Source organism: Deinococcus marmoris DSM 12784 (genome assembly GCF_000701405.1).
Classification (GTDB): domain Bacteria; phylum Deinococcota; class Deinococci; order Deinococcales; family Deinococcaceae; genus Deinococcus; species Deinococcus marmoris.
Window position 1 is genome coordinate 1 of the sequence record NZ_JNIV01000185.1, and the last position, 3,447, is coordinate 3,447.

Here is a 3,447-nt window from a genome sequence, read left to right on the forward strand (position 1 = left end):
CGATTTGCCGAATTAGGAAAACATCCGTCCAGGCCGCTGGATTTGGGGGTCAAAGCGGCTTGAGGGTGGTCAAAACTGTCCGAACCATTGATGAAAAAGAATGCCGCCTGACAACTTTTGTTATCGTGGGGCAAATGACCACCCCCGGAACCGCCCTCGATCTCTACCGGGGAGACCTCGTCGCCCGCGCCTCACACCTCGCCACTCTTCACCCCGAAGAGCTGAAGCGCCGGGCCGCTGCTGCTGCCCGCGATAAGGACGCCGCAGCACTCTGGGCCTTGACCGAGGCATACCTGACCACCCACGGCCAGACCGGCGCGCGCGTCAGCAGGCACACCCTGCGGGTCTACGGCCAAGCCGTCCGCACCTTCCTGACCTACGCCACTGACAACGCTGTGAACCTACTGACCCCAGGCGCGAACGTGGGGGCGCTGTATCTGCGGCACTTGGAAGCGGCAGGGCTGAGCGCGTCCACCGTACGCGTCCGGCTGGCTGGGGCGAGGACGCTGTACAAGGCGCTGCGCTGGGCCGGGTCCACCACGGCAGACGCCTTTGCCGATGCCCGTGCCGCCCGTGACCCTACTGCTGCTTGGGACAAGCGCCAGCCCTATACCGAGGAGGAAGCCGCCCGCCTGCTGGGTCACGCTGATGTGCGGATGCGAGCGCTGCTGCTGCTCTGCGGGCACACCGGCCTGCGGATCGCGGAAGCGCTGGCGCTGGCCTGGGCCGACGTGGATCTGAGCGCCCGCGCCCTGACCGTCAAGCACGGCAAGGGTGGCAAGACGAGGCGGGTCAACCTATCCCGCTCGCTGGTGGAAGCTCTGGAAGCGTTGACGGGTCAGGAGGGGCCAGTGGTTGGCGGCGGCGCGGACGCGGCTCGCGAGCGGCTGCACTGGCTGTGCAAGCGGGCTGGAGTGGGCAACAAAGGCTTTCATGCCCTGCGGCATTACGCCGGAACCCGACTGGTGCGCGAGGGCCACAGCTTGGACGCCACAGCCCGGCACCTGGGCCACGCCTCAATTGAAACCACCCGGATCTACGCCAAATGGGTAGATGACGGGCTGCGGGAAGCCCTGGACGGCTGGTCGCCTATATATAGGTCAAGAAGCCAAAGCTCTCGATTTCACCGGCCTTAATTCCATATAAGTAGAAATCTGGCCTCTATTCAGCACAGGTAGCCAATCCGTAGGCCTGCAACCGTCTACTGGATGAATCGTGATTGCATTCCCGAAGCACACACTTGATTATCGCTGGGTGTCCAGATTCCCGACGGAGATTGACCGGCTGCTTGAGCGTCAGTCGCGCCTGCTAACGACCAATATGTTGACCGCTCGGCGATCTGCTGGCGTTGATCTTGCTGAGCGCATACTCAAGATGTCTGACGCGGGCGCAACTCTGGCCAGGTTGTCGGGGCTGAGTAGCATGCAGCAGCTAAAACGCTATAGCGGAATGCACACGCAGTTGGCGCATGGCAGCAGTCTTAGCCGTCTATCTGGCCTTTTCCCGATGCCCACTATTTCAATGTTAGATCGAATCAGCCCGGTTCTGGCGATGGAAAGGGCGTGGGGAACGCAGCTTTTGGGACTGAAGCCGTCTAGCCAGCTTTCATGGGTCAACGAGATTGCCCGCCTGCAACAAAGGCTTGCAAGCGGCAGTGGCCTCGCCATTCAGCAAGCGGCCCTAGAACGGGTGGGGGCGCACTTGCCTCAGACTCCTGACCCCAGTGCGATCGTTACCCCTGACTACGTTGATGCGATGTTGCAGGCCATGGCTGAGCTGTCGGAGCAGGTCAAAGAACTCCAGCGCGAGGCTCGCAAACCCGCCCTATTAAGGGCCGACTTCCTGATCTCTCAATTGCTGATCATTTTCGTGCTGATGTTGACGATTCAGACACAGGCATTCGACGGTCAGACGCAGGACATACGCTGGAGTCAAGTCCAGGCAGTACAAGAACAGATTCTTACCTTGGAGCGTCAGCAGGTGAGGGCGCTGGCGAAGGAATACCGGGCACAGTACATCGTCAAGGAAAGGCCCACGCCGCTGCGAAGCAGTTACAAGGCGAAAGCTCCAGTAATTTCACTGCTTTATCCGAATACTGGTGTCCATTTGGTGACCTCAAGGGGGCCTTGGGTTAAGGTGGAATTGTTTGATGTGGCTAGGGGTGAGTACCGCTACGGATGGTGCTTGAAGAAATATTTGCAGCGCGTCAAACCGTCCGCTCATCCATGACTTGCGATTGGAGATTTAACGCGCATCACAGTAGAAATCCACTGTCTGTCCGTTCTTCTGACAATCTGATTTTATTTCTTATTTGTCAGAAAATCAGAAATTGTATAGACTGATCTATATGACACATAAACGCTCCCACAGCGGCCCGCTGGTGCTGGCCCTCGCCAGTCTGAAAGGCGGCGTGGGCAAAACCACGTCTGCCGTTCACATCGCCGCCTACTTGGCTGGGTCCGGGCGCACGGTCCTGCTTGCCGACGGGGACCGTATCCGCACGGCCACCGCCTGGGGCCGGGGCGGTGAGCTGCCCTTCACCGTGGGCGGGATGGCTTCCCTCAGCGGGGCAGGCAAATACGACGCCGTGGTGATCGACTCACGCGGCGGCCTGGAGGACGCGGACCTAGTGGACTTGGCCGAGTCCAGCGCCGCCCTGATCCTGCCCAGCACCCCAGACCTGGGCGGCATGGACGGCATGGCCCAGACCGTGGAGGTACTGCGCGCCGCTGGGGTTCCAGCAGGCCGGTACGCGGCCCTGCTGACGATGGTGCGCCCCGGCAGCGAGCGCAAACTGGCCGACGCGCGGGCCGCCTTGGAGGACGCCGGGATTCCAGCGTTATCCCAGACCATCCGGCTGTCTGAGGCGTTCCGGGATGCCAATAACGGCGGCGTCCTGGTGCGCGACGTGCGCGGCAACCCGCTGGCAAAGGGGCTATGGGCTGAGTATGGCCGCGTGACCCAGGAGGTCATTACGATGGCTGGAGAAACGCTGTGAGCCTGCGCGATGGCCTCAAGAACCTGCGTGTCTCGCGGGAGGAGGAGAAAGAGGCCACTGTAGAGGAGACGGCGGCGGCCACCCCACCCGCGCCGGATAGACCCATCCCGGAGAAGCGCGAGACGTTCAGCACCCGCATCCGGCCCAGCGTGCGCTACGCCCTCAAACGGCAGCTCCTGGAAGTGCAGGAGCAGGGCCACAAGGTCCGCATGGAAGACGTTCTAGAGGCGTTGATCCTGCGATATGTGGAGGATGCGGCGTTCAGGGCTGAGATTGTTCGGCAGATCGAGGACTGAATCTACGACCGAAAAACCAAGCGGTCAATGGCAGCCTGCTGTTCCAGATGGAGCAACTCTAAGAGCGCGTTTATAAAGGGTCAGACCCGGTGGCAAGCTTGAGGTGTGAAACGCAAGCCTTACTCGTCGGACCTGACCCAAGCCCAGTTTAAG

General features: G+C 61.2%; 4 protein-coding genes. All 4 read left to right on the plus strand.

The features are described from left to right. The first annotated feature begins 134 nt into the window (after nt 1-134). A complete protein-coding gene (locus Q319_RS0122730) occupies nt 135-1,136 on the plus strand; it encodes a tyrosine-type recombinase/integrase (RefSeq protein ID WP_051655701.1) in 1,002 nt (333 codons plus the stop codon). Nucleotides 1,137-1,215: 79 nt separating this feature from the next. After that, nucleotides 1,216-2,229: an SH3 domain-containing protein gene (locus tag Q319_RS0122735; RefSeq protein ID WP_029484680.1), complete on the plus strand. Its 1,014-nt coding sequence runs from the start codon at nt 1,216-1,218 to the stop codon at nt 2,227-2,229. Between the two features lie 118 nt (nt 2,230-2,347). After that, a complete protein-coding gene (locus tag Q319_RS0122740) occupies nt 2,348-2,998 on the plus strand; it encodes a ParA family protein (protein WP_029484681.1) in 651 nt (216 codons plus the stop codon). Next, complete coding sequence (locus Q319_RS0122745; protein ID WP_029484682.1) at nt 2,995-3,294, plus strand: hypothetical protein; 300 nt, start codon at nt 2,995-2,997, stop codon at nt 3,292-3,294. Before Q319_RS0122740 ends, Q319_RS0122745 begins: the two co-directional genes overlap by 4 nt. Nucleotides 3,295-3,447 lie beyond the last annotated feature (153 nt).